This window comes from Companilactobacillus kedongensis (genome assembly GCF_003946625.1).
Classification (GTDB): Bacteria; Bacillota; Bacilli; order Lactobacillales; family Lactobacillaceae; genus Companilactobacillus; species Companilactobacillus kedongensis.
This window is the reverse complement of the sequence record NZ_RHOR01000020.1, coordinates 17,080-37,534: the sequence shown is the minus strand read 5'-3', so window position 1 is coordinate 37,534 and position 20,455 is coordinate 17,080. Positions and strand designations below refer to the sequence as shown.

Annotated in this window: 17 protein-coding genes and 1 pseudogene; 14 read left to right on the top strand and 4 right to left on the bottom strand. The window is 37.1% G+C overall.

Annotation, left to right across the window (positions count from 1 at the left end; genetic code table 11):
* A pseudogene (locus EKM60_RS11385) lies at positions 1-167 on the top strand (group II intron reverse transcriptase/maturase); the annotation flags it as partial.
* Positions 168-292: 125 nt separating this feature from the next.
* Here the strand turns inward: EKM60_RS11385 and EKM60_RS09990 are convergent.
* The gene (locus EKM60_RS09990) at positions 293-856 is read right to left on the bottom strand and encodes an LURP-one-related/scramblase family protein (RefSeq protein ID WP_125715053.1); all 564 of its coding nucleotides are present in this window, start codon (positions 854-856) and stop codon (positions 293-295) included.
* 10 nt (positions 857-866) lie between these two features.
* The gene (locus tag EKM60_RS09985; RefSeq protein ID WP_125715051.1) at positions 867-1,742 is read right to left on the bottom strand and encodes a Cof-type HAD-IIB family hydrolase; all 876 of its coding nucleotides are present in this window, start codon (positions 1,740-1,742) and stop codon (positions 867-869) included.
* 81 nt (positions 1,743-1,823) lie between these two features.
* Here EKM60_RS09985 and EKM60_RS09980 point away from each other — a divergent pair, with 81 nt between their 5' ends.
* From EKM60_RS09980 to EKM60_RS09965, 4 genes are read left to right on the top strand one after another with little or no spacing between them, the layout of a single operon-like run.
* Entirely contained in the window at positions 1,824-2,519 is a 696-nt protein-coding gene (locus tag EKM60_RS09980; RefSeq protein ID WP_125715049.1) for a uracil-DNA glycosylase, read from the top strand.
* Complete coding sequence (gene pta / locus EKM60_RS09975) at positions 2,519-3,487, top strand: phosphate acetyltransferase (RefSeq protein ID WP_125715047.1); 969 nt, start codon at positions 2,519-2,521, stop codon at positions 3,485-3,487. The genes EKM60_RS09980 and pta overlap by 1 nt, the downstream gene beginning before the upstream one ends.
* 19 nt (positions 3,488-3,506) lie before the next feature.
* Complete coding sequence (tsaE, locus tag EKM60_RS09970; protein WP_125715045.1) at positions 3,507-3,968, top strand: tRNA (adenosine(37)-N6)-threonylcarbamoyltransferase complex ATPase subunit type 1 TsaE; 462 nt, start codon at positions 3,507-3,509, stop codon at positions 3,966-3,968.
* A complete protein-coding gene (locus EKM60_RS09965) occupies positions 3,965-4,429 on the top strand; it encodes a GNAT family N-acetyltransferase (RefSeq protein WP_125715042.1) in 465 nt (154 codons plus the stop codon). The genes tsaE and EKM60_RS09965 overlap by 4 nt, the downstream gene beginning before the upstream one ends.
* On the opposite strand, the gene EKM60_RS09960 is transcribed toward EKM60_RS09965, so the two are convergent.
* Positions 4,426-4,959 (bottom strand): 3'-5' exonuclease, encoded by a 534-nt coding sequence (locus EKM60_RS09960; RefSeq protein ID WP_125715040.1) that lies wholly within the window; start codon positions 4,957-4,959, stop codon positions 4,426-4,428. The genes EKM60_RS09965 and EKM60_RS09960 overlap by 4 nt on opposite strands.
* A gap of 1 nt (position 4,960) precedes the next feature.
* Positions 4,961-5,719, bottom strand: a complete 759-nt coding sequence (locus tag EKM60_RS09955; protein WP_125715038.1) for an exodeoxyribonuclease III — start codon at positions 5,717-5,719, stop codon at positions 4,961-4,963.
* Between the two features lie 113 nt (positions 5,720-5,832).
* Here EKM60_RS09955 and murB point away from each other — a divergent pair, with 113 nt between their 5' ends.
* The 9 genes from murB to EKM60_RS09910 all read left to right on the top strand — a co-directional run bounded on the left by murB (position 5,833) and on the right by EKM60_RS09910 (position 20,435).
* Positions 5,833-6,735, top strand: coding sequence for a UDP-N-acetylmuramate dehydrogenase (gene murB / locus EKM60_RS09950; protein ID WP_125715036.1), 903 nt, complete (start codon positions 5,833-5,835; stop codon positions 6,733-6,735).
* A 12-nt stretch (positions 6,736-6,747) separates the two neighbouring features.
* The gene (locus EKM60_RS09945; RefSeq protein WP_225427048.1) at positions 6,748-8,877 is read left to right on the top strand and encodes a cation:proton antiporter; all 2,130 of its coding nucleotides are present in this window, start codon (positions 6,748-6,750) and stop codon (positions 8,875-8,877) included.
* A 65-nt stretch (positions 8,878-8,942) separates the two neighbouring features.
* On the top strand, positions 8,943-9,800 hold the full coding sequence (cdaA, locus tag EKM60_RS09940) for a diadenylate cyclase CdaA (protein WP_125715031.1): 858 nt from the start codon (positions 8,943-8,945) through the stop codon (positions 9,798-9,800).
* The gene (locus EKM60_RS09935) at positions 9,781-10,854 is read left to right on the top strand and encodes a CdaR family protein (protein ID WP_125715029.1); all 1,074 of its coding nucleotides are present in this window, start codon (positions 9,781-9,783) and stop codon (positions 10,852-10,854) included. The genes cdaA and EKM60_RS09935 overlap by 20 nt, the downstream gene beginning before the upstream one ends.
* An 18-nt stretch (positions 10,855-10,872) precedes the next feature.
* The gene (glmM, locus tag EKM60_RS09930; protein WP_125715027.1) at positions 10,873-12,225 is read left to right on the top strand and encodes a phosphoglucosamine mutase; all 1,353 of its coding nucleotides are present in this window, start codon (positions 10,873-10,875) and stop codon (positions 12,223-12,225) included.
* 823 nt (positions 12,226-13,048) lie between these two features.
* Positions 13,049-14,860, top strand: coding sequence for a glutamine--fructose-6-phosphate transaminase (isomerizing) (gene glmS / locus EKM60_RS09925; protein ID WP_125715025.1), 1,812 nt, complete (start codon positions 13,049-13,051; stop codon positions 14,858-14,860).
* Between the two features lie 69 nt (positions 14,861-14,929).
* Positions 14,930-16,531 (top strand): APC family permease, encoded by a 1,602-nt coding sequence (locus EKM60_RS09920; RefSeq protein WP_125715023.1) that lies wholly within the window; start codon positions 14,930-14,932, stop codon positions 16,529-16,531.
* Complete coding sequence (locus EKM60_RS09915) at positions 16,527-17,042, top strand: VanZ family protein (RefSeq protein ID WP_125715055.1); 516 nt, start codon at positions 16,527-16,529, stop codon at positions 17,040-17,042. The genes EKM60_RS09920 and EKM60_RS09915 overlap by 5 nt, the downstream gene beginning before the upstream one ends.
* 246 nt (positions 17,043-17,288) lie before the next feature.
* Positions 17,289-20,435 carry a leucine-rich repeat protein gene (locus tag EKM60_RS09910; RefSeq protein ID WP_125715021.1) on the top strand — a complete coding sequence of 1,049 codons (3,147 nt, stop codon included), beginning with the start codon at positions 17,289-17,291 and terminating at the stop codon, positions 20,433-20,435.
* Positions 20,436-20,455: the final 20 nt, after the last annotated feature.

Below are 20,455 nucleotides of genomic sequence, written 5' to 3'. Positions count from 1 at the left end.
AACTAGGAATAAATAAGAGCCAGGCATTCATGTGTGCCAATACCCGTAAGGGATATTGGCGCACTGCGCATGGCAAGATACTTATGATTGCTTTGAAAAATAAAAAGCTGGAGTCTCTAGGACTAATGAATATGTCCAAGAAACTCCAGACTATTAAGAATGCTTAAATTAATGAACCGCCGTATACGGAACCGTACGTACGGTGGTGTGAGAGGTCGGTAATTAATTTACCTCCTACTCGATTAGCAGGTGAATATTCCCATTTCTGGAGACAGGTACGAATAAACTAAACTTAAAATTTACCATTTTTACATCTAAACTCTAACTTTTTAAAATTATTGAAGTTAACTTTTGATTTAAACCCTAAATTTAGTGTTTTGTCAGGTTTAAAATTAGGTATCCTGACATATTTATCTAAGAATATAGCAATCAATGTGCAGACTGGTGCGTGATCGATCTCGTTAATATCCAACTCTAATCCAGGGTGTCCTAAACTTAATATTGTTGGTTGAACTTGCATTATTTCTTTGTTTCCTTTAGTTATGTGGTAGTTTGACATTATTATGTTGCCGGTGATGTTCCAATTGATTTTTCCAATGTGAACGTATTTCATATCAATCACGGGGACCGCATTAATAGTAGCAACTTCTTCACCATTAATTTCAATTCCATAAATTTTTAAGAAGTTGTTTTTTAATTTTATCTCACCGATCTTGGTATTCAAACGATTGAACAGTTGGATCAATAGGGGATTATCTTTATCGCGCGAAGCAATAAAGATAGTCTCTTTATTCTGATTTGCAATTACTAAGACGTTGCCGTCAACTAAATCTGCTTTGCGAATAAATAAATTCATTAGATTTGTCCTATATATTTTTTTTGTTATCAGCAATTACTTTTTCAATTGCTTGCGCTACTCCATCATTGACATTTGTATCTGTATATTCATCAGCCATATCAGTGATAGTTGGTATGGCGTTTTTCATGGCTACTCCGATTCCAGCGGATTTGATCATTGAAGCATCATTCAAATTATCACCGATTGCCATTGTTTCTGACTGTTTAATGCCTCTTTTTTCAGCATATTCTAAAAGTGCCATTCCCTTTTGAGCATCGACACTATTGATTTCGATATCATTAGGGGCTGATGAGGTAACGACGACATCAGAAAGGTTGTTAATCTTGTCCATTACAGGTCCCAGAACTTTTGCTTCGCCGGGATCGTAGGCAATCATCTTCATGATCTCGTAACTTGAGTCTGCCAAAATGTCTTCAAAACTGTCAACGTAAGTCATTGGTACACCTTTGACTTTTTCTTTAGTTTGTTTTAAAGCATCTTCTCTGGTAGTTCCGGGATTTAATTTTAACAGTAAGTCGGCTAAACTAGATATACGGAGGTCGAGATTTTCGGAAAAGATACCTTTGTTGGTGATCAATTCAAAGTAGATGTTATGAGTGCGTAGAATATTTACGATCTTGATTTTAGAATCAATGGATATGGGGTTACTAGAAACTAAATTTTCTTTGTTATCGAATACTTCAGCACCATTTAATGTGATGTAACCTGGAGTAACCTTTCCTCTTAGAAAGGGCTTAGCTTCACCGATTCCTCTACCGGTAGCAATGAGAAATTCGATGCCGCTTTCTTGTGCATCTTTTATGGCTTGAAGATTACGATCGGAAACTTCCATCTTGTCATTTAGCAAAGTTCCGTCCATATCCGATGCAATTAGTTTAATCATATGATTCCCTCCAAAATTATTGTGCTATGTGCATATTACCATATTTTGTAAAAATATATTATTTAGATAGCGGGTGCAAAGTTGAGAAATTTTATTAATAATGATTGGCAAGACGTCTTAGAAGGCGAATTTGAAAAACCATATTATCATGAACTACATGACTTTTTGAAAAACGAGTATAACACACAAACGATTTATCCTAATATGAATAACATTTATCAGGCGTTTAAGTGGACTTCATTTTCTGATACGAAGGTAGTCATCTTAGGACAAGACCCATACCATGAGCCTAATCAGGCTATTGGTTGCAGTTTTGCGGTGGCCCCTGGAGTTACTATTCCACCATCATTACGTAATATTTATAAAGAACTTGATAGTGATCTAGGGTTTAAACCGGTTAATCATGGATATTTGAAATCTTGGGCAGAGCAGGGAGTTTTATTGTTGAACTCTGTTTTGACCGTTAGACGCGGTCAGGCCAATTCTCACAAGAACAAGGGCTGGGAACAATTAACTGACTTTGCTATTCATGCATTGTCAGAACGTGGCGGAGTTGTCTTCATACTTTGGGGCAATTCTGCAAAGAGTAAAATCCCTTTGATCGACCAAGAAAAGAATACAATTATCTCCTCAACACACCCTAGTCCTTTCTCCGCAAATTACGGTTTTTTTGGTTCTCGTCCATTTTCTAAAGCAAATGAAGCGCTTTTACACTATAATGTAAGGGTAATCAATTGGCAATTACCAGAGGTTGTCAATGAAATGGAGGAGAAATAATGGATTTATTTGATAGTCTTAAGAACAAAATTGATGGGAAAAACTTTACAATTGTCTTCCCTGAGGGAAATGAACCTAGAATTTTACGTGCTGCTTTGCGTCTCCACAATGAAAGCGTTTTAAAACCAATTCTTATTGGTAATAAAGACGAAATTGCAAAAGTAGCTAGTGAATATTCTGCTGATCTTAAAGATATTACTATTATCGACCCAGAAACATATGCTGATTTTGATGCTATGGTTGAATCATTTGTTGAACGTCGTAAAGGTAAGAATACTAAAGAACAAGCTGAAAAAATGCTTAAAGACAATAACTACTTCGGAACAATGCTAGTCTACATGGGCAAAGCTGACGGTATGGTTTCAGGTTCTGTTCACTCAACTGGTGATACAGTTCGTCCTGCATTACAAATCGTTAAGACAGCTCCAGGATCATCACGTATCAGTGGTTCATTCATTATGCAAAAGGGTGACGAAAGATATATGTTTGGTGACTGTGCCATCAACATCAATCCTAATGCACAAGAATTAGCTGAAATTGCTGTTCAAACTGCTAAGACAGCTAAATTATTTGACATTGATCCTAAAGTTGCTATGCTTAGTTTTTCAACTAAGGGTAGTGCTAAGAGTGACGAAGTTACTAAAGTTGCCGAAGCTACAGAAATTGCTCATAAACTAGCTCCAGAAATCGAGTTAGATGGTGAATTACAATTTGATGCTTCATTCGTACCAAGTGTTGGTGCTCAAAAGGCTCCAGACTCAAAAGTTGCCGGTCACGCAAATGTCTTCATCTTCCCAGAACTACAATCAGGTAATATTGGCTACAAGATTGCTCAAAGATTCGGTGGCTTTGAAGCTATTGGACCTATCTTGCAAGGCTTGAACAAACCAATTTCTGACCTTTCTCGTGGATGCAACGAAGAAGACGTTTATAAGACGGCTATTTTAACAGCAGCACTTGCCTTATAAAAAAATATTGAGGTAGAACATGATCAAATATCAATTAGAAACACATTCTTATGAAGAAACAGAGGCTTTAGGACAAAAGCTGAGTAAATATTTAAAAGTTGGCGATGTTATTTTAATGAACGGAGACCTAGGTGTAGGTAAAACAACTTTGACGCGTGGATTGGCCCGAGGATTAGATATCAAGAAAAATGTTAAAAGTCCGACTTTTACTTTGATTCGAGAATATCAAGATGGTAGAATCCCGCTATATCATATGGACGCTTATCGACTTGAAAGTAGTCCAGATGAGGATTTAGGCTTTGATGAATATTTCAACGGCGATGGAATTACAATTGTGGAGTGGCCACAATTCATCAAAGATGAAGTACCTGAAGAACATATGTCGATCAATATTACTCGACTATCTGACGAAGATCGTCAGATCGAAATAAAGCTTCATGGACAAAAATATGAGAATCGTGATTTTGGAGATTTGGTATGAGTGATCAATTAATAATCAGAGAAGCTGTTCCCAACGATGCGAAACTTCTATTGGAGTTTTTAAAGCGTGCGGGTAAACAAAGTGATTTTATTGAATATGAAGACATAGAAAATGTCAGTGTTTCTGATGAAGCAGATTCATTGAGTGTTATTTCAGAATCAGATTTTGATGAAATTTTTGTAGCAGTCTTCGATGACTCGATTGTTGGATTTTGCCGATTAGAAAAAGTTTCAGATGTTGAATCAGAGTACGGTGTTGTGGTCGAAAAAGATTTTTGGAACAATAACATCGCATCATATTTGACCGAAGAAGCAATCGATTGGGCGAGACATGCACCAATTGAAAAAATTAGTTTAGAAGTATACAAAAATAACCCTGTTGCGATCCACCTTTATGAAAAGTTTGGATTCACGACAGAGTTAGAAAAAGATAAAACTTTAATTATGAAAAGAATGGCTTAGGTTAACTTAGCCATTCTTTTTATTTGTTCTGTACCAAATTCTTGTTCAGTCTTTAAAAGGATCTTGGCACAAGCAATACTATCATCTAAAGCATTGTGATGATGTTCTAGATCAATTTGCAGATTTCTTGAGACAGTGTCTAATTTATGATTAGGCATTTCTGGATAAAATTTACGACTGGTTTTTACAGTATCAATTGTTAAATACTTTGGCGGGAAAATTCCATAATTCGTCAAAGTGTTTTTTAATACACTATTATCAAAACTGGCATTATGAGCAGCCACCAAGTGAGATGTATCAAATAATGGTTGGATATGCGGCCAAACTTTATCAAAAGTGGGTGCATCTTGTACATCCTGTGGTCTGATGTGATGGATCTGAATATTTCTAGGACTGAAATTTTCTTGTGGATTTATTAGTGTATAAAAACTATCCACGATTTGACTGTTACGGACTAATACAAGTGCTAGTGAACAGGCACTTGTACGGTGCCCATTGGCAGTTTCAAAGTCCATTGCGACAAAATTCATGCTAATCCTCCAAATTTAAATCTAATTCGATCGGACAGTGGTCTGATCCGTAGATATCATTTAAAATTTCGGCTTTATTGATCAAATTTTTGCCATTTTCGGAAATAACAAAATAATCAATACGCCAACCTGCGTTGTTCATACGTGCGTTGAAACGATAACTCCACCAAGAATATTTCACTTCATCGGGATGCAAATAACGGAAGCTGTCGATAAATCCGTCATCGAGTAATTCAGTGAACTTTTGACGCTCTTCATCTGAAAATCCAGGATTATGATGATTTGTCTTATCGTTTTTAAGATCGATTTCCTTGTGAGCAACATTTAAATCACCACATAAGATAACAGGTTTCTCTTCGGATAATTTTTTCATGTAGTCATGCAGGGCATCGTTATAAGCTAATTTAAAATTGAGTCGTTTTAATTCTTGTTGTGAGTTAGGTGAATAGCTATCGATCAAATAAAATTTAGGAAATTCCAATGTCAAAGTACGACCTTCAGTATCTAATTCGTCAATCCCTAGTCCTCGAGTGACCTTGATCGGTTCTTCTTTAGTGAAGACAGCTGTCCCAGAATATCCCTTTCTTATGGCATCATAAAAGTACTGATGATATCCGGGTAGGTCTAAATCAATTTGGTCTTGATGTAATTTAGTTTCTTGAATACTAAATATATCAGCATCTAAATTTTTAAAAGTTTCTAAGAAATCCTTCTTAACAACGGCACGTAGGCCATTTACATTCCACGATATAAGTTTCACAGTATCACCTCGAAATAATTATAACATTGTCATAGTGCTAGTTAGTTCGTTAAGAATTGTAGTGTGTGATAAAATTAAGAGTAGTTTATGTAACATTAAAAGGATGATGAATATTGAATTTTCCAGTTGAAAAATTACCTAATATTGAATTTAAAAAAGATGAGCCATTAAGCAAGTATACTTTTACTAAAACGGGTGGGAATGCCGATGTCTTGGCTTTTCCAAAAAACCGCGGTGAACTTGTCGAAATTGTTAATACAGCGCGTGAAAATGATATTAAGATAACCATTATCGGTAATGCAAGTAATTTGATCATCAAAGATGGTGGAATTCGCGGTATCGTGATTATCTTACCTAATTTCCATGAAATTTCTGTTCATGATAATGAAGTTACGGCTGAAGCAGGAGCTACGATCATTAATACGACGATTGCCGCTCAAAAAGCTGGATTAACAGGACTAGAATTTGCTGCAGGGATTCCTGGTAGTGTTGGCGGTGCTGTTTTCATGAACGCCGGTGCTTATGGTGGAGAGATTAAGGATGTCTTTTCTTCGGCTGAAGTTCTTTTGCCTGATGGACAAATTAAAAACTTTAACCATGAAGAGATGGATTTTGCTTATCGTCACAGTGTTATTCAGGAAAATGGCGGAATTGTTATCAGTGGAACTTTCCAACTAAATTCTGGTGATAAAAATAAAATTCAAGATGAAATGGATCGGCTAAATGCGTTACGTCGTTCAAAACAGCCTTTGGAATATCCATCTTGCGGTAGTGTTTTCAAACGTCCCACAGGACACTTTACTGGTCCGTTGATCATTAAAGCTGGATTACAGGGAAAAATTATCGGTGGCGCCCAGGTTTCAATGAAGCATGCCGGATTTATCGTTAATATCAATCATGCGACAGCTACTGATTACATGAATTTAATTCATTTGATTCAAAGAACTATTAAAGAAAAATTCGATATTGAACTTCAAACAGAAGTTAGGATTATCGGTGAAGATACTAAATTATAAAAAAGGTAGGCGATGTCTGTGGCGGTACTCGAATCAGTTATTTTGATCGTTTCGTTACTAATTGTGGCTAATATTATCAGCCATTACTTTGTATCAGTTCCACCAAGTTTGATTCAAATTTCAGCGGGGATAATTGCGGCATTATTTATGCATGTCAAAATTTCCGTTGATACTGAGTGGTTTATGTTGGCCTTTATTGCGCCAATTCTATTTAATGATGGGAATCGTTTCCCAAAACGAGAACTTTGGAAATTGAAGGGGCCGATTATCGGGAATGCTATTTTTCTGGTAGTCATCTCTACTGTGGTTGGTGGGGTGATCGTAAAGATGCTTATTCCTTCTTTACCATGGGCAACGGCATTTACATTGGTTGCCGTTCTATCACCAACTGATCCGATCGCGGTGCAATCTATCGCGAAAAAAGCTAGAATTCCCGATAAGTTGATGCATCTACTTAGTGGTGAAAGTTTAATAAACGACGCTTCTGGTTTGATCTGTTTTAAATATGGTGTTGCTGCAACGGTTACAGGGGTCTTTTCTCTAAGGAGTGCAACGATTGACTTCTTGTATATTGCTTTTGTTGGTGCCTTCTTTGGTGCTATAGCTATTTGGATTTTTAATGGCCTAAGACTGTATTTGATCAATCAGGGTGTTGATGATTCGATCTTGCACACGATTATTCAAATAACGATTCCTTTCGTGATTTATTACATTGCTGAAGATGTTTTACATGTATCTGGTGTTGTAGCGGTCGTTGTTGCTGGTATCATGAACATTTCTTCAAATAGAAGAGTCAATGATTTTTCGCCAGAGATACGATTAGTTACCTCAAGGACCTGGGATATGGTTATTTATATCTTAAACGGTATCGTTTTTGTACTGTTGGGTATTGAGATTCCATTTGCGATGGAAGAACTGGTTCATAACGATAATATCAGTACCTTTATGGCAATTGGATTGTCATTTATCATTTGGATCATGTTGGTCGTTATCAGATTTATCTGGAGTTATTTATATACTACTTTGGCTCCGAGCGATGGAAAAACAGTCATCTTTTCAAAAGAACGTTTTGACTATTGCTTGATGTCAGGAATTTCTGGTGTCCGTGGTGCCGTTACCATGGTTGCCGTTTTGTCCATTCCAATGACTATCAAAGGTGGGGCGGCCTTTCCTTCACGAACACTATTATTATTTATCGCCAGTACAGTAATTATCTTCAGTTTGTTGGGGGCTACTTTCTTGATCCCAATCTTAACGAAGAATTCTGAGCCTGTTACGTATCGTGGTAACAGCCTAAACGATGACGATGATGATGAAGACGACGAAGATGATGATGAAGTAAATGAACCTGTAAAGATTCAGATGAATCAATATCAGGCTAATAAAGTCATCCTAGAAAAAACCATTAAAAAATTAAAAGACGAAAATATTAAGGATAATGACGTAATTTATTCAACAATTATTGCGGAATATTTATACAATATCCATAATTTGAATGTTCAGGCTAATAATCCTGCCCAAATCAGTAAAAAACGTGTCAAAGGTAAGAAGGATGCTGAGCTTTGGGATATCTGTTTTAATTGTGAATTAGAAGCTATTGAAGAATTATATGCGAATAATGAAATTTCTCAGGATGCTTATGATATTGCGGTTAAAAAGATTACTAAGTATAAAAAAGAAATCGTTAAGCATCGTTACAACCCTACGATCGAATTCTTTATTGCTTACTTTAGAAGAACCGTCTTGGGATTGAAACGAATAATTCATCTACCGTTTAAAAAGCATGAAGAAGTTATTCAATTTAATCGAGATGGCTTAAAGATATCAATTGCTGGTGCGCAAAAGGCACTCGATAAACTGTATGAATTGGATCTTTCAGATCATGACGATATTGCAGATAATTTGATTTACGTTTTCCAACGTCATTATGAAGAACGATTAGATTTATTGCAGGGTAAGAACAAGCACCGTACTCCTGAATTTAATAGTGAAAGAGCCAGTCTGGAAATAAAGGCTTTAAGCTACCAAAGAGCTTTTGTTCAAGACTTGCTCGAACGTGGTAGGATCAGCAAGGCTACTGCTAAAGAATTACGTCAGAACATTAATTACAGTGAAGAAGTAATTAATGTTGATACTCAATAGAAATTACAAGTTTTATAATTTTTATTGTTTGCTATAATTAGTTCAGCTAATAAGGGGTAAAAATAATGAATTTTATACCAAGCAATATTTTTACATGGCAGAACTTAGCCAATCTAGTTGATATTTTGGTAGTCTGGTATGTTTTATATAAAGTGCTTTCGATGATCCGAGGTACCAAGGCGGTTCAACTGTTAAAAGGTATCATCGTGATTTTTCTGATCAAACTTATCAGCTGGGTGCTGAATTTGCACACTGTCTCATTTTTGATGGACCAACTGATAAATTGGGGGATCATTGTTATCGTGATAATCTTCCAGCCTGAAATCAGACGTGGACTAGAGCATTTAGGACGATTGCCGCTATTTAGCTCTACCAGCAATGAAGAAGGTAAAACCAAAAATCACCTGATCGAAAGTCTTGATCAGGCGATTCAATATATGAGTAAGAGAAGAATTGGTGCTTTGATCACTTTGGAAATGAATACTGGTTTGGAAGAGTACGTTGAAACCGGTATTGATCTGGATGCTGAAGTTACCGGAGCGTTATTGATCAATATTTTCATCCCTAATACGCCGCTTCATGATGGGGCGGTGATCGTCAGGAAGAATCGAATCTCTGTTGCGGCCGCTTATTTGCCACTTTCAGAGAGTAATACAATTCCTAAAGAGCTGGGAACTAGACACCGTGCGGCTGTTGGTATCAGTGAAGTTACTGACGCTATAACGATTGTTGTATCTGAGGAAACTGGTGGAGTTATGATTACGAGAAATGGTCATATGATGTTAGATCTAACTCGTGAAGAATATCTGAAATATCTCCATGCACAATTAGCAGATTCAAGTAATGACAGTAGTCGTTCATTATTTGACGTTTTCTCAATCCGTCGAGGAAGGGGCAAGCAAAATGAAAAAGATAATAAATAGTAATTACTTTTATGCCTTTATTTCACTTTGCTGTGCTATTTGGCTATTCGTTGCTGTTAGCAGTCCTGGAGTAGGCTCAACCAGGGATTCTAATCAATCTAGTACGTCTACGGCTAATACTAAAGCTACAATGACTGTTCCTTTGCAGATTCAGGCTAATACCAATGACTATTACATTACTGGTTATCCTGAAAGTGTAAAGATAACGATCGAGGGGCCATCGGCTTTAGTAACAGCTACTAAGAATACTCAGAACTTTAATGTATATTTAAATCTAAAAGAATATTCAACTGGTCAGCATCGAGTTCAGGTAAAAGTCAGTGGCTTGAATAATGAGTTGACCTATTCGGTGAAACCTAAATATGTCACAGTCAATATTCAAAAGCGTAAGACTAAGTCATTTACGGTTGATGCCGAATACAATAAGAACTCTTTAGCTGACGGCTATCAAGCTGGGGCAGCCTCGATCTCACCAACAACAGTTACTGCAACAGGTGCTTCCGCTGAAGTTAAACGGATCGATCGAGTTGTAGTAGAAGCTGTTTTGCCAAAGGGGATAAAATCTACCTTTGATCAAGAAGTTTTAGTGCAAGCGTTGGATAAAAATGGTAAAACTTTAAGTGTGACTTTGGATCCACAGACGGTTCATGTTAAAATTCCAATTAGTATCCCTAGTAAGACGGTTTCAATAAATTTGAAACAAAAGGGAAGTAATTCGAATAATAGCTACACTTTCGATTCGGATACCAAATCAATTAAGATTTATGGTTCGCAAGATCAACTAAATGCTATTAGTGATTCGATCGATGTTCCGATAGATATATCTGATGTGAATAGTGATACTAAAAAGACGATCAATTTGGCCGATGCTTTAGGAGATAAGGTTGTTTCGACTGATCCGGATAATATCAATGTTCAGATAACTGTTAAGAGCTCTTCAACGGGATCTAGCAGCAGTACAAGTACTAACACAAGTACGAATACAGATACATCAAGTAACGATGATGACAATAGTTCAACAACAAATAATAATGATAACAACGATGGAAATTAAACGTTGGGGGTAACAATAATGACAAAATATTTTGGTACAGATGGAGTTAGAGGAATTGCTAATAAAGAGCTAAGTCCAGAACTAGCTTTTAAATTGGGAAGATGTGGAGGATATGTTCTAACACAACATTCTGAGAATGAAGATGGACATCCACGTGTTTTAGTAGCAAGAGATACACGTATTTCAGGACAAATGCTACAAGAGAGTTTAATTTCGGGATTACTTTCTGTAGGTATCGAAGTCTTGAATTTGGACGTGATCACAACTCCAGCCGTAGCTTATCTTGTAAGAGCTGTTTCAGCCGACGCAGGTATTATGATCTCAGCTTCACATAATCCAGCTGAAGATAATGGAATTAAGTTCTTTGGTTCAGATGGTTATAAATTAGCTGATGATGTTGAAGATGAAATCGAAGAATTATTGGATGCTAAAGAAGATACTTTGCCAAGACCATCAGCTGAAGGCTTAGGTAGCGTTTCTGATTATCCAGAAGGTGCTCAAAAGTATCTTCAGTTCTTGAAGCAAACATTGTCAGATGATTTAAGCGACATGAAGATCGTTTTGGATACCGCAAATGGTTCAACAAGTCGTTTGGCAAGTACATTATTTGCTGATTTAGATGTTGATTTTGACATTATGGCTTCTCATCCAGATGGTATCAATATCAATAAAGGTGTTGGTTCGACACATCCTGAAGCTTTGGCTGAAAAAGTTAAAGAATCAGATGCAGTTGCTGGATTAGCTTTTGATGGTGATGGAGACCGTTGTATTGCTGTTGATGAGGAAGGTAATATCATTGATGGTGATAGAATCATGTTCATCTTAGGTAAATATTTACATGACGGTGGCCGTTTAAAGAAAGACACTATTGTAACTACTGTAATGAGCAATTTAGGCCTCTACAAGGCAATTGAAGCCAATGAGATGAAGTATGTCCAAACAGCCGTTGGTGACCGTCACGTGGTAGAAGAGATCCGTGAGAATGGATACAACATCGGTGGTGAACAGTCAGGACATGTTGTCTTGTATGAGTACATGAATACTGGTGATGGGATGTTAACAGGAATCCACTTGTTGCATGTTATGAAAGAAACTGGCAAGAGTTTGTCAGAATTAGCTGCCCCAGTGAAAGTTTATCCACAGAAGTTAGTTAATGTACCAGTTAAAGATAAGAATGCTTGGAAGACTCATCAACCAATCTTGGACGCTATTAAGACTGTCGAAGATGAAATGGACGGAGACGGAAGAGTATTGGTTCGTCCTAGTGGAACACAAGCTTTGTTGAGAGTTATGTGTGAAGCTTCAACTGAAGAAAAAGTTAATAATTATTGTGATCAAATCGTTGATGTTGTAAAGAACGAATTGAGCTAGAAAATTGTATTGAGAGTACTCATTTATATGAGTGCTCTTTTTTTTATGTCGTCTCCGGTCGCAAGAAACTTTTCCTGCTGTGGAACCGACCTCAGCCAAGGTCTGAGGTCTCGATTTTGAGCTTTGCTTACGCAAATCTCAGAATCGTTCGTGGGGTAAGAGCGGAAGATCGCCACTCTAACGCCACTGTCACTGCAGGAAAATTTCTTGCGACCTCCGACTGGATCTCTGAATTATGACATTTAGCAAGTCAGTTATTAATAACCGTTGAATATTTAACTTACATATTTTTGATTTTAATTATAGATACTATTTGAATGCTATTGGATTAAAACATATATATGATCTAAAAATAAAAATATAATATAGCCGTAGGAAGAGAGAAAATTGACCAGCAGTGGAGATTCTGTTAGAACGGCGTAGCCGTACTTACAGAATGGACGATTTTGAGATTTGCGACAAAGCTCAAAATCGAGTTCTCAAACCTTGGCTGAGAACGTTCCCCACAGCAGGTTAGTTTTTTCTCTTCCGGAGGCGGCAATCCAACTCCAAGAATCTCTGAAAGCGAGTCTCACAATTACAATCAAAAATCAACAAGTAAATAAAATCACATACGAAAAATGTAATCGGTTTATACCAATACCAATTTTAATGTACGATACATATACCATTTATTAAAAAACCTTACAAATTATCGAAAAATAGTTGACATAATCCATCTAAATTAGTATTCTAGGCTTTGTTATCTAAAAGGTCGCCTTGATTAAAAGGCTAGACCAATTTTAAAAATAAAAACTATACCGATTTAGAGAGGTTTTATACAATGTGTGGAATTGTTGGAGTTGTAGGTAATGAAAACACAACTAAAATTTTATTAAGCGGACTTGAAAAACTTGAATATCGTGGATATGATTCAGCCGGTATCTACGTAAATAATGAAAACGGCAAAGACTATCTTGTAAAAGAAGTTGGCAAGATCAGTGACCTTGAAAATGAAGTTTCAGATGATGTACAAGGACTTATCGGAATTGGACATACTCGTTGGGCAACTCATGGTGAACCAACAGTAGCTAATGCTCATCCTCATTTTTCAGCAGACAATCGTTTCTACTTGGTACATAATGGTGTGCTAACAAACTATACTGAACTAAAAGAAAAATACTTAAGTGATGTAACATTTAAGAGTCAAACTGATACTGAAGTAGCTGTTCAATTGATCGACTATTTTGCAGTTAAAGAAAATATGGATACTGAAGCTGCTTTCAGAAAAGCTCTGTCATTGATCGAAGGTTCATATGCCTTTGCTTTAGTTGATAAGGAAAACCCTGATCGTATCTTTGTAGCTAAGAACAAGAGTCCTTTACTTATTGGTTTGGGTGATGGTTTCAATGTTATCTGTTCAGATGCTATGGCCATGTTGGAAAGTACACATAAATTTGTTGAGATCCATGATGGTGAAGTTGTTATCTTGAAAAAGAATAGTGTTGAGATCAGTACTCTTGACGGTAAAGCCGTTCAAAGAGATCCATATACTGTAAAACTTGATGCTAGTGATATTTCAAAGGGTACGTACGATACTTTCATGTTGAAAGAAATCGATGAACAACCAGCCGTTATGAGAAAGATCTCATCAAACTACTTTGATGGCAAGAAGATCAATGTAGATCAAACTATGCTTAAAGATGTTGCTGGTGCGGATCGTCTATATATCGTTGCTGCCGGTACAAGTTATCACGCTGCCTTAGTTGGTAAGGATATTTTTGAAAACTTAGCTGATGTTCCAGTTGATGTTGAACTAGCTAGTGAATTTGGTTACCATATGCCAAAACTTTCTAAGAAACCATTCTTTATCTTCTTATCACAAAGTGGTGAAACTGCTGATAGTAGACAAGTGCTTGTAAAAGTTAATGAACTCGGCTTCCACAGTTTGACAATGACAAATGTTGCCAACTCAACACTTTCACGTGAAGCTACATATACAATGGAACTTCTCGCTGGACCAGAAATTGCCGTTGCTTCAACAAAGGCTTATACAGCTAACATCGCCGTTGAAGCTGTGCTTGCTAAAGCTATTGGTGAATTCAAGGGTGTTAAAGCTGCTCAAGACCTTGACCTTCAAGAACAATTAGCACTTGCCGCTAATGCTATCCAAACAATTGTTGACGAAAAAGATAAATTCAAAGAAATTGCTGCTGACTACTTAACAGACAAGAAAGATGCTTTCTATATCGGACGTGGGATTGATTATGCACTCTCACTTGAAGCTGCTTTGAAGTTGAAGGAAATTTCATATATTCATTCTGAAGGATTTGCTGCAGGTGAATTGAAACACGGTACTATCTCATTGATCGAAAAGGATACACCAGTATTTGCTTACATCAATGATGGTATTGGCGCTTCACATACACGTGGTAATATTCAAGAAGTTGCTGCTCGTGGTGCTCATGTATTGGTTATTGCAAGCAAGAAATTTGCTGAAAAAGGTGATCAAGTCGTAGTTCCAGAAATTGACGAAATGATCTCACCAATCGTCAGTGTTGTACCTGCACAACTTATCGCATATTACGCAAGTTTGGCCCGTGGTAACAACGTTGACCAACCAAGAAATCTTGCTAAGAGTGTTACTGTAGAGTAATATAAATTATTAAATAAAGAAAAGTCTCTAATTTTAGAGGCTTTTTTTTAATCGAATTGGTGGGTTTGGATGAATGATAAAAAATTAAATTTATTTTCAACGACGATGTTTGGTTTAAGCGCAATAATCGGCTCTGGTTGGATGTTTGGATCGAGTCAGGCGGCAAAAATCGCTGGCCCTGCAGCTATAATAAGTTGGATCATCGGGGCTGTATTGGTAGCAATGATCGCAATGGTCTATGTTGAAATTGGAACGATGTTTCCTGAAGATGGTGCAATGAGCCGCTTTACGATGTATACGCATGGATCATTTCTGGGACACATTGCTTCGTGGGCAAATTGGCTGTCATTACTAGCAATTTTGCCAATAGAGGCGGTTGCCTCAACACAATATATGAGTACATGGCCATGGAAATGGGCTAGTTTTACACATGGCTTCATGGATAACGGTCAATTATCATCGAGTGGAATGCTTATGGCAACTGGATTATTATTTGTCTTTACGTTTATAAATTATTGGTCCGTATCGATCATGGCTAAATTTAATAACTTGATAGCAGTTTTTAAATTAGTAGTTCCAGTTATCACGATGATCGTCTTGATCACAGCACATTTTGATTTAAATAATATGGGACATAATATGCAGCAGTTTATGCCTAATGGCACGGCCTCAATTTTTGTGGCGATCGGTAGTGCTGGAATAATTTATTCATATGTAGCATTTCAGACAGTTATTAATTTAGGAAATGATATTGTAAAACCAGAGAGAAATATCCGTCGAGGTATCATTCTTTCATTATTGATAAGTGCATTGATTTATATTTCTTTACAAATAGTTTTTGTCGGTTCACTACCACAGAGCATCATGGCTAAAGGTTGGTCGAGTCTGAATTTCAATTCACCATATGCCGATTTAGCAATTCTGTTAAATATCTATTGGTTATCAACTTTGATATATTTCACAGCTTTTATTTCACCATTAGGAAGTGGAATTGCCTTTTCAGCCTCTGCTAGTAAATCTTTGTCGTCGATGCCTAAGAATAGACATTTGCCTAAGATATTGGGCAAAAGTGATAATAAATTTGGTTCGCCAAGAATAGCATTGCTGGTTAATTTAGTTGTCAGTATGATACTGATAACGTTATTTAAAAATTGGTCATTACTGTCTCGAGTCGTTGCTGCTTCAACGTTAATATCGTTATTGACGGGGCCAGTTGTCGCTGGCAGCTTACGTAGAATGGGTCCGGACTTTAAGCGTCCATCAAAAATTAAAGGGATGAATATCTTGGCTCCAGTCGTATTTGATTTGATCAGTTTAGCAATTTATTGGTCAATGTTCCCAACTACGGTTGAAGTGATCGTCATTATTATTGTCGGTTTACCAATTTATATCTTTTATGATTTCAAAAGAGGGTTCAATGAATTCAAACCTAAAATGTATGCCAGTTTGTGGTTTATCGTTCACTTGACGGGATTATCATTGATATCTTGGTTAGGTAGCGTTAACTTTGGCGGAATAGATTTGATCAAATATCCATTGGATTTTGTTTTGATATTAGCTTTTTCCACCGCTATTTATTATTGGGCAATTCATTCTTCTTATCATACTGATTATTTTGATGATGCTAGAAAATTGAATTCTAAAGTAAAATTGGAGAAAAACAGTGATTAATAGAATTAAAAAGCATGAAAAATGGTATTGGTGGGCGATTGTTGTTGTCGAATTGATACTATTTTATAGTTCATCGATGACCTACAAACAGCAGACATCGGTTCCTTTCTTGGAGCGTCATTTGGGTTCCAATAATAAGCCGTTTTATCATTTGTTGAGTGGAATAAGCTTCAACTATGGCGGTAAGATCCAGTCGATTCAAAATGATGGTTATTTTCACTTTGTGGAGTTTTTCATTCGCAAGGGAGCACACTTTGGAACGTATTTTATTTTAGGATTATTTTTGAGTTTGGCTTTATATAATTACTTTCAGACTCACAAGGTACTGAGCGTATTTGTTCCTTGGATGGTTGCCACTGGATTGGCGGCTTTTGATGAATTTCATCAAGGACTGACCGGTGGCAGGACTCCATCTATTTATGATGTTATTTTAGATAGTATGGGAGCTTTGTTAGCAGGACTGATATTGTTTTTGGTTATTTATATTTTGACTAAACACAAGAAGGCTTGATTTTCTGCACGTTATTTAAATCGAAAAAACTTTAGGTAAATATTGCTATGTTTGCTGGAGTTTTAATATCCTACATTTTATAAAAATATAAATAAAGCGCTAGAAAAGAGCGTTGTTCTTTTATCATGAATTAGGTTCACTTAAAAAAGATCTCAGATGAGGTCTTTTTGTTTGTCTTAAACTTAAAACTTTATATAATATAATCAAAATTTGTTTAAACAGAAGTGTGGGATGTTCATGATGAAAATGAAAAAAAATGTATTAATTAAAGATGGTAAAGAAATTGTGATTGCTGCAAGTGCTGCAATTACTTTGGGCGTTGGTACTTCATTGACACATCAAGTACTAGCTCAAGCTGCTGAAACAAGTACAAGTACGGCAACTACACCAGAAACTGGGTCCACAACAGCTACTCCAACAACGGGTACAACAACTGCCCCAACGACAACGTCTACTCCAACGACGACCTTGTCGACTAGTACGGACATAGCTACTGCCACAGGGACGCCGACAACGGGTACAACGACTGTTCCGACAACAACCACTTCAACAGGAACTACAACTAGTACTTCTACGTTACCAAGTACAAGTACGTCTACTACTGGCACTAGTAGCGGAGGAGTAACTGCTAGTGGAGATCTGTCACCAACAACTCCAGTAACGACCACTACTACGCCAACAGCACCAACAACTGCTCCAACGACAACAACACCGACGGTCACAGCACCAACAACAACTGCAACAACCAATACACCTACAACGACAGCACCGGCCACTAGTGCCTCTGAATACACACCTTCGGATAGTTTTACTTGGTCAACGGATTCTACATCAGGGACTGCAACAGTAACAGGATTGGCTACTGGAAGTTCAACAATTACTTCAATCAATTTACCTCCAACAATTACTCTCAACGGTGTGACCTATAAAGTAACCGCAATCGGTAATAATGCTTTCCAATTTAATAACAATTTGACATCAGTAACCTTAAATGATGGTCTAACAACTATTGGTAAGGAGGCGTTTTATAGCAATGAAAGTTTGGCTAACGTTATCTTAAATGATGGCTTAGAGAGTATCGGTCAATCTGCCTTTGCCTACAATAGTAAATTATCAACAGTTGATTTCTCTAAAAATACAACTTTACAAACGATCGGCGATGATGCTTTTGTATCTGATCCGATAACCTCTCTTGTTTTGCCAAATTCGGTTACTTCAATTGGTAAGGAGGCCTTTGCTTATAATCCGGACTTAATAACTTTGACATTGCCAGATAGTTTACAAACTATTTCGGATCAGGCCTTTGCCTCTAATACTGATCTTAAAAGTGTAACCTTTGATAAAACTTTGACCTCGATAGGTTATCAAGCCTTTGTTTACGACAATAATTTAACGACTCTTGATCTTACTAATTCGGCCGACCTTCAAACTATTGGTGCTGGAGCCTTTGAATATGATAAGGTTTCAGGAGATTTGACCGTTCCTGCTAGTGTAACTTCGGTTGGTGATCAAGCATTCTTAAGTGATCAATTGACGGGATTAAGTTATTCAGGCAGTAATCTTTCTTTAGGAAACGAAGTCTTCAAATATAATCGAATCGTTAATATTGACGCGCCTAACGTAAGTATTTCTGGTTCGTTCGGATCAGGTATCGGTGGCTATCAAGTTGATACTATTTTTACCGATCCAACACATGATAAGATCTCAGACTTCTTTAACATCAACGCTGATGGATTTAATGAACAGTACTTAGGAATTTTTGGATTGACTAGTGGCGTTACATATTCAAATGGTGTCTTTAATATACCTACCGGAACAGAGAATTTCGCATTTAATTGGAGCATCGGACCAGAATATAACGGTCAATATAATGTTGTCTTAAATAACCCTGCTATTAAAGCAATTGATTCAATGGTTATCCTCGGATCTAATTGGTCTCCAGAAGATAACTTTGTGGGATGTACACTTGAAGATGGTACTGTCGTTCCATTATCCAGCATGACAGTTTCAATTGAAGATCCAGCTGGACAGACCGTTTCATCAGTCGATACAAAGACACCGGGGACTTATAAAGTTACATATAGCTATGGTGAGTACAGTACGACTGTCGACGTTAGTGTTCAAAAGAATGCTGGGACATATGCAATAAGCGGCAGTAACACCAGTGTTTATAGTGGTAGTACACCGGCAGAAACCGGCAGTTATGAAGTAACACTTTCAAATGGGACTACTTATACAACTAAACCAGGCGACGTAGAATTTGTTACACCAGCAATTGATGCCGGAACTTACCAAGTTCAATTAACATCTCAAGGTTTAGCTGCAATTAATGCATTACCAGATAGTGATTTGTACGATTGGGAACCAGGGACCAACACATCTAGTTATGTGATCGAAAAACTTCCAATAACTATTACTGCTGTAAATGCTGCCAAAACTTCTGGTGAAACCGATCCTGCTTTAACAGGACAAGTTTCTAATGGAGTAACTGATGCTGAATATACAGTCTCTCGTGATCCAGGTGAGACCGTGGGTACTTATCCAATAACTGTTACACCAAATGAAGATGCAAATCCAAATTACACGATCACAGTAGTACCAGGAACATTTACGATCACTGGTATCAATGGTGAAGATTACACAATGAAGGTTGGTGATCCTGCTCCAACATTAGATGACTTTAAAGCCTTTGCTTATGATTTGAATGGTCCACTTCCACTGAGTGATATTTCATTGAACTTAAATGGTGCCGATTTAACTAAGAATGGCGATTATACTGTAACTTTGAGTACAGCTGACGGTATGACTAAAAATGTTACTCTGCATGTAACTGGCGGAACAGAAGACAATAATTCTGGCGGTAGCACAGGTCCAACTGAACCAGGAGATTCTGGAGATCAAGGTAATGAGAATGGTCCAGAAGAACCAGAGAAACCAACAAATCCAGAGGAACCTGAAAATCCGGAAGAACCAGAAGCACCAACTAACCCTGAAACACCGACAAATCCAGAAGAACCAGGAACACCAACTACTCCAGAAGTACCAACTAACCCTGAAACTCCAACAAATCCAGGATCACCTAAACCAACTACTCCAGTTGTACCAGAAACTCCAGTCGTTAATAGCGGCAGTGAATATAGTGGTAAAAATTCAGTAACATATCTCAGTTCTAAGGGTGCTACAGGGCAGAGTCCAGTAACAAAGAGCTTACTTGCTACATCCAATGCAACGGTTTCTGCTAATAAGAGTCTTCAAACAAATTCTGAAGCAACTAAAGGCAGATTCCCTCAAACTGGAAATAAAAGTGGTCTGATGGCTACAATCAGTGGTATTTTACTAGGATTGTTGTCATTAGTAGGAATTGACATTAAACGTCGTAAAAATAATCGCTGATTTCACTTTATTAATTACCG